Annotated in this window: 5 protein-coding genes and 1 riboswitch; of the genes, 2 read left to right on the forward strand and 3 right to left on the reverse strand. The window is 36.7% G+C overall.

The window, feature by feature from the left end; genetic code table 11:
• Positions 1-170 precede the first annotated feature (170 nt).
• On the forward strand, positions 171-497 hold the full coding sequence (locus ACFQ18_RS17810) for a winged helix-turn-helix transcriptional regulator (protein WP_047184494.1): 327 nt from the start codon (positions 171-173) through the stop codon (positions 495-497).
• Between the two features lie 86 nt (positions 498-583).
• On the opposite strand, the gene ACFQ18_RS17815 is transcribed toward ACFQ18_RS17810, so the two are convergent.
• The 3 genes from ACFQ18_RS17815 to megL form a co-directional block, all read right to left on the reverse strand.
• The gene (locus tag ACFQ18_RS17815; RefSeq protein ID WP_047184493.1) at positions 584-1,087 is read right to left on the reverse strand and encodes an acyl-CoA thioesterase; all 504 of its coding nucleotides are present in this window, start codon (positions 1,085-1,087) and stop codon (positions 584-586) included.
• A 19-nt stretch (positions 1,088-1,106) separates the two neighbouring features.
• Positions 1,107-2,549 (reverse strand): cardiolipin synthase, encoded by a 1,443-nt coding sequence (cls, locus tag ACFQ18_RS17820; RefSeq protein WP_204798826.1) that lies wholly within the window; start codon positions 2,547-2,549, stop codon positions 1,107-1,109.
• Positions 2,550-2,724: 175 nt separating this feature from the next.
• Complete coding sequence (gene megL / locus ACFQ18_RS17825) at positions 2,725-3,912, reverse strand: methionine gamma-lyase (protein ID WP_204798827.1); 1,188 nt, start codon at positions 3,910-3,912, stop codon at positions 2,725-2,727.
• Positions 3,913-4,213: 301 nt separating this feature from the next.
• Positions 4,214-4,331: riboswitch (SAM riboswitch) on the forward strand.
• 121 nt (positions 4,332-4,452) lie between these two features.
• Here megL and ACFQ18_RS17830 point away from each other — a divergent pair.
• Positions 4,453-6,138: a PLP-dependent aspartate aminotransferase family protein gene (locus tag ACFQ18_RS17830; protein ID WP_204798828.1), complete on the forward strand. Its 1,686-nt coding sequence runs from the start codon at positions 4,453-4,455 to the stop codon at positions 6,136-6,138.
• The last annotated feature ends 276 nt before the right edge of the window (positions 6,139-6,414 follow it).

Here is a 6,414-nt window from a genome sequence, read left to right on the forward strand (position 1 = left end):
AGCCGAAAAAGTGTACAAAAATAGAGTGCCGGAAATATTGGTGTGAAAGACACACCGAGAAAAACTTGACACATACCATTTTCTCCAAGTTCTTTACTCATCGTTCAGAGTTTGCTAAAATGACATTTAGTTACTTTTAGTAATTAATAGATAAGATTGAGGTGATCAGAATGGAGAAATTATGTCCACGATTTGAAAAAGCAATGGGACTTCTTAGTAAACGCTGGGTTGGTCTTATATTATTTGAATTATTGCAAGGGCCGAAGCGATTTTCAGAGATGGAAACTGATTTGCCTATAAGTGGAAGATTGCTCTCTGATCGTTTAAAGACGCTTGAAAAGGAAGGAATTGTTAAACGTACTATTTACTCTGAATTTCCAGTTCGGATTGAATATAGTCTATCAGATAAAGGGAAAGCTTTAGAACCTGTTATAAAGGAAATTCAAAATTGGGCAGAAGACTTTATCACCTATGAGGAAGTTGAACCAAAGTCATAGAAAATTGACATTTACTATTAGACTTATCATCATTTATTTAACATGAGTGACCATTTTTAGCTGTATGGTCACTCACCCATTCATTTTTAAAATCCAAATTTCTCCGCAAACTCTTTCGAACGTTTTCTTCTTGCTTTACGTTGTTCTGCACGTTCGATAGCCGCTTCATGAAGTGCCCTTTCCTGTTCTGTTTCTGGATAAACGGCAGGAACTACATCTGGTTTTCCATTTTCATCTAATGCCACAAACGTTAAAAATGCGGTATTACACACTCTTTCTTCACTCGTTATTACATTTTCTGTTACTACCTTAACGAAAATCTCCATAGACGTCCGGTGTGCATATGTAACAAATGCTTCTATTGTGATTGTTTGCCCTAATGTTACTGGGGATAAGAAGTCAACAGAGTCCATGGATGCTGTTACAACATTTTTTCTTGCATGCTTTAATGCAGCGATGGACGAGACCTCATCAATATGTGCTAATAACTTTCCACCAAAAAGAGTTCCATGATTATTCGTATCTGGCGGAAGTACAAGTGTTGTTTTTATTGCTCTTGATTCTGAACAAGCCTTTGCTTCTAATTCCATTTCTGTGTATATCCTCCCATTATAGTACCGGTGAAATTAAACGAGAAATCGACTCCTTAAATCGAATCCCGATCGTACGTTTATTATATAGTTTTTCCGTCATCTGCGTAGATAATTTTATATCTTGATTAAAGGCATCCACTAATTGTTTGGAGATTTCTTGGTCATAAATAAATGCATTCACTTCAAAATTAAGTTGGAAACTTCGTACATCAATATTTGCTGTACCCACCGAGGCTATCTTTCCATCAACTACAATTGTCTTGGCATGGAGAAAGCCATTTTGGTAAATATACACTTCCGCACCCGCAGCTAGTAATTCTCCAGAATAAGAAAGTGTTGCCCAATAAACAAATGGATGATCTGGTTTATTCGGAATCATTAACCTAACCTTCACACCGGAAAATGCCGCAATTCTTAATGCGTCAAAAAGACTATTATCAGGAATAAAGTACGGTGTTTGAATGTAAATATATTCCTTAGCTGATAAAATCATTTTAATGTAACCATACTTTATTTGTTCCAACTCTGAATCCGGACCACTCGAAACAATTTGCATTCCTACATTACCACTAGGTTTAGCATTATAATAACGTTTATTATATAAAATATCCCGTCTTGACGCATGGTTCCAATCTAAAACAAACCTTGTCTGTATGCTATTTACTGCATGTCCCTCTATTCGTAAATGGGTATCACGCCAGTAACCGAATTTTTTCTTTTTCCCAAGGTATTCATCACCAATATTAAAACCACCTATATAAGCAATCCTCCCATCAATGATGGCTGCTTTTCGGTGATTCCGATAATTAATTTCAAAGTTAATTTTTAAGAATGTAGAAGGGAAAAATGCCTCAATCTGAACCCCTTCCTTTCGAAGTTTATGGAGGAATTTTTTACTTAACGAACGAGACCCCAAATCATCGTATAGTACACGTACTTCTACTCCTTGCTTCGCTTTCCTTATTAATGTTCTTGCAATTCTTTGTCCGAGCTCATCATTTCGTATTATATAATATTGAAGATGGATATGATCTTCCGCCTTTTCTAAGTCCTCTATTAATGAATCAAACTTTTTTTTTCCATCCGTAAAAATTTGAACATCATTATCCTGGGTAAGAACGGCATCATCATTTCGTAGATGCAAGTAGGCAATATCCGAATACTCCTGCATATTCGGATTATTAAACCGAAACTGATGGTTATGGAAAACACCCATCTGATCCTTTACTGACTTCCTGAACGCTATCCATGTTTTTCGATCCCAGGTAAAAATACGTTTTCTATATAGGGAGCGGCCAAAAATTAAATAGAGGATAAAGCCTAAAATCGGAATAAATAAAAGTACCATTAACCAAGCCCAAGTCGATGGTGGGTTTTTCCTTTCAAGAAAAACAATAGAAATACCTAATAAAATGTTCATTACGATGATAAAAGCGAATAAAAAAGTTAGTATTCCCATTGTTTCACCTCTTCCTATAGGAATAATATATCCATATTATACTTACTTTTCCTTCATTTAACTAATTATAAGAACGATGCATTGAAGTTTAGTATTCCATCCATATTGTTTCATATTCCATTCTACCACGCCCAATCCCCGCTTTCTTTGATTCGGCATGTGGATATTCAATTCCTTATTTCAACTGATCTAATGCTTGTTTTAAATCGTCCCAAATGTCTGGCCATGCTTCCAAACCAACCGATAATCGAATTAATTGATCTGTAATCCCCATCTTTTTACGAGATTCTTCAGGTACTACAGCATGAGTCATCGTTGCTGGATGTTGAATGAGTGATTCTGCGTCACCTAGACTAACCGCAATTTTTATCATCGATAAAGCATTAAGAAATTGTTGTGCATCTTTTTTGTTTCCCTTAATCTCAAAAGATACCATTCCCCCACCTTTTCTCATTTGTTTCTTCCCTATACGGAAGTCAGGATTTGTTGAATCATGTGGATAGAATACGTTATCCACTTTCGGGTGATTTTTGAGATGTTCCATGATCTTCTTCGCATTTTCGCAATGGCGATCCATACGTAAAGGCAATGTCTTTAACCCACGAATTAAAAGCCAGGCATCAAACGGGGACATAACCCCACCAATGTCTTTTAAAGTAGTTAATGCAACCTTATCCACAAATTCCTTCTTCCCAACCACGAGTCCTGCTATCACATCTCCATGCCCGCCAATATATTTCGTTGCACTATGAATGACAACATCACAACCTAAATCAAGTGGTTTCTGTAAATAAGGAGTGGAAAAGGTATTATCCACAACAACTGGAATATCAAATTCCTTGGCAACCTTTGAAACCATTTCTAAATCTACTAAACGCATCGTCGGGTTAATCGGAGTTTCAATATAAATGACCGCTGTTTCAGGTTTTACTTTGGAGCGGATTTCTTCTTCGGTGTCCATATTTGAAAAATCAACTTTCATGTTATACTTATCCTTCATCATGGTTAAAAGACCAAACGTACACCCATATAAACCTGAAGAGCATAAGATATGATCGTTTGCTTTTGATAAGGCGATTAGTACAGCCGAGACTGCTGCCATCCCTGAACTAAAAGCTAGTCCCCGCTCCCCATTTTCTAACGTAGCTATCTTTTTTTCCAAAATAGTTACAGTAGGATTTCCAAGTCTCGAATATATATACCCATCTTCTTTCCCCGAAAAACGCAACTCCCCTTGTTCTGCTGAATCAAATGTAAAAGTTGACGTCTGAAAAATGGGTGGTGCCAAACTTCCTAACATTTCTTTATCCTCATAACCATCGTGAATAATTGCTGTTTCTATATGTTTATATTTCTTTCCCATCCGTCCTTATCCCCCTTCCATTTTCATACTTATATATATGCATTTAGTTAAGTTTCATTGAATAGGTTTAAAAAAACTTAAGCCCCTGAAAATACAATAGTTAGAATACTAAATGTATAAAGAAGAACAACCATCTGTGGAGGTTTTCCTCCATCCCCTTAGTCGGATTTTTACGGACAGTTGATCTCCCACCTACCTTTTTTGTTCCCCCAGAAGCTTGAGGTAAGATAAAATTATTTATTTTTTTGAAATGTATTGACAAATAAAATCCCGACCATTATACTAAGCATTAATCAATAATCTCTTATCAAGAGCGGTGGAGGGAATAGGCCCTTTGAAGCCCGGCAACCTGAAAGTTAGTAACTCTTACTTTTCTACGGTGCTAAATCCTACAGGTCACATGAACTGGAAGATAAGAGGAGGATCGGCTATTTGTATAAATAGAAGCCCTCTTCTTAGGAAGAGGGCTTTTTTTCATCCCCTCTACCTCCAGATTTGGAATAGTAACATACCAATCAAACACTCAAGGAGGAATTATCTATGTCTAAATTCGATTTACAAAACCCTGAAACATTATTACTTCATGCAGGTCAAGAGGTTGATCCAACAACCGGCTCACGTGCGGTTCCGATTTATCAAACAACTTCTTATGTTTTCCGTGATACCGAGCATGCGCAAAATTTATTTGGTTTAGCAGAACCTGGTAATATTTACTCTCGAATCATGAATCCTACATTGGATGCGTTTGAACAACGAATAGCAGCTTTAGAAGATGGTGTTGGTGCCCTGTCGCTATCATCAGGAATGGCGGCCATAACATTTGCTATTTTGAATATTGCAGAAGCCGGAGATGAGATTGTGGCCGACAGCAACCTATATGGTGGTACATACAATCTTTTTGCTAATACTCTTCCAAAGTATGGCATCAACGTTAAATTTGTAGATGGAACAAACCCTGAAGCAGTAAGAGCTGCTATCAACGAAAAAACAAAGGCCGTTTTTGGTGAAATTATTACAAATCCAAGTTTACAAGTATTCGATGTAGAAACCATTGCGGACATTGCTCATGAGAATGGAATTCCGTTAATCATTGATAACACATTTGCAACTCCATACGTTACAAAACCAATCTCATGGGGGGCAGATATCGTTGTACATTCCGCCACAAAATGGATTGGTGGTCATGGTACTACCATTGGCGGTGTCGTTGTAGATGGTGGACGTTTTGATTGGGGGAATGGGAAATTCCCAGGGTTTACAGAACCTGATGAAAGCTATAATGGGTTAAAATATGCAGACCTTGGCCCAGCAGCATTTATTACAAAATTACGTGTCCAATTATTACGTGACATAGGCGCGTGTTTAAGTCCACAAAATGCTTTCCTATTTTTACAAGGATTGGAGACCTTACATTTACGCATTAAGCAACATACGAAAAATGCACAAGTAGTTGCCGAATACCTAAACAATCACCCAGCAGTCGAGTGGGTTAACTATCCTGGATTAGAAAATCACCCATCCCACGAAAAGGCGAAAAAATACCTGAAGGATAGTTTCGGTTCAATCATTACGTTCGGTATTAAAGGTGGACGTGAGGTAGGAAGAAAGCTTATTGACAATATTAAATTATTATCTCACGTTGCAAACGTTGGGGATGCGAAATCACTAATTATCCATCCAGCTTCTACTACTCACCAACAATTAAGTGCTGAAGACTTGAAGAAGAGCGGTACATCTGAAGAACTTGTTCGTCTATCTATTGGGCTTGAATCAACAGATGACATCTTAAAAGACCTAGACCAAGCTATTGTAAAAGCTACTGGTGAAGCTCCAGTTATTAAAGAAACAGAAGAGGACGCAATTAAATGGTTACTCTCTTCCCCATTTGACCGTAATGGAGGAATTAGAAAGAAAGTAATTGCAACAACTGTTTCCAACAGTGAAGCGGCAACAAAGTTACAAAAACTCGGGTTTCAAATTGTTTCTATTAACAACTTAGCAGAAATTCCAAATGAAGTAGATGCTTTATGGGTTAAAAGTGCATCCCTATCTGCTTCTTCCATTGAAGATCTTGAGAATAAACAAGTAAAAATTCTTTGGATTGAAGATGAAGAATCCTTTGATTTCGTTGAAAAAGCAAATGGAATTACTGTAATTTCTGGCAAAAATCCATACGATGAACTAAATCGATTAAGGGGTAATATAAACGAAGCAGCTCTTGTGTAATTAGAAGGGAGCTTACAACACTAAAACTGAAAATCATACAAAAATAGCAGGGCAATTCGTACTTGAATTTGCTCTGCTATTTTAATTATTCTAATATATCTTATCTTGTAAAAAAAGACTTAAACTCTTTTTCTTCTTTCTTGTTTAAATCATATGTTATTGAATAAAATATAAGGGTATAGAAAATATAACATGTTATAACCTTAATTATTCATAAAAAATCCTTGAGCGCCTAAAAATGCATATCTACCAAGGAATCCAGCTAATTTAGTCATG

Source organism: Oceanobacillus caeni, from assembly GCF_042678465.1.
Lineage (GTDB): Bacteria > Bacillota > Bacilli > Bacillales > Amphibacillaceae > Oceanobacillus > Oceanobacillus caeni.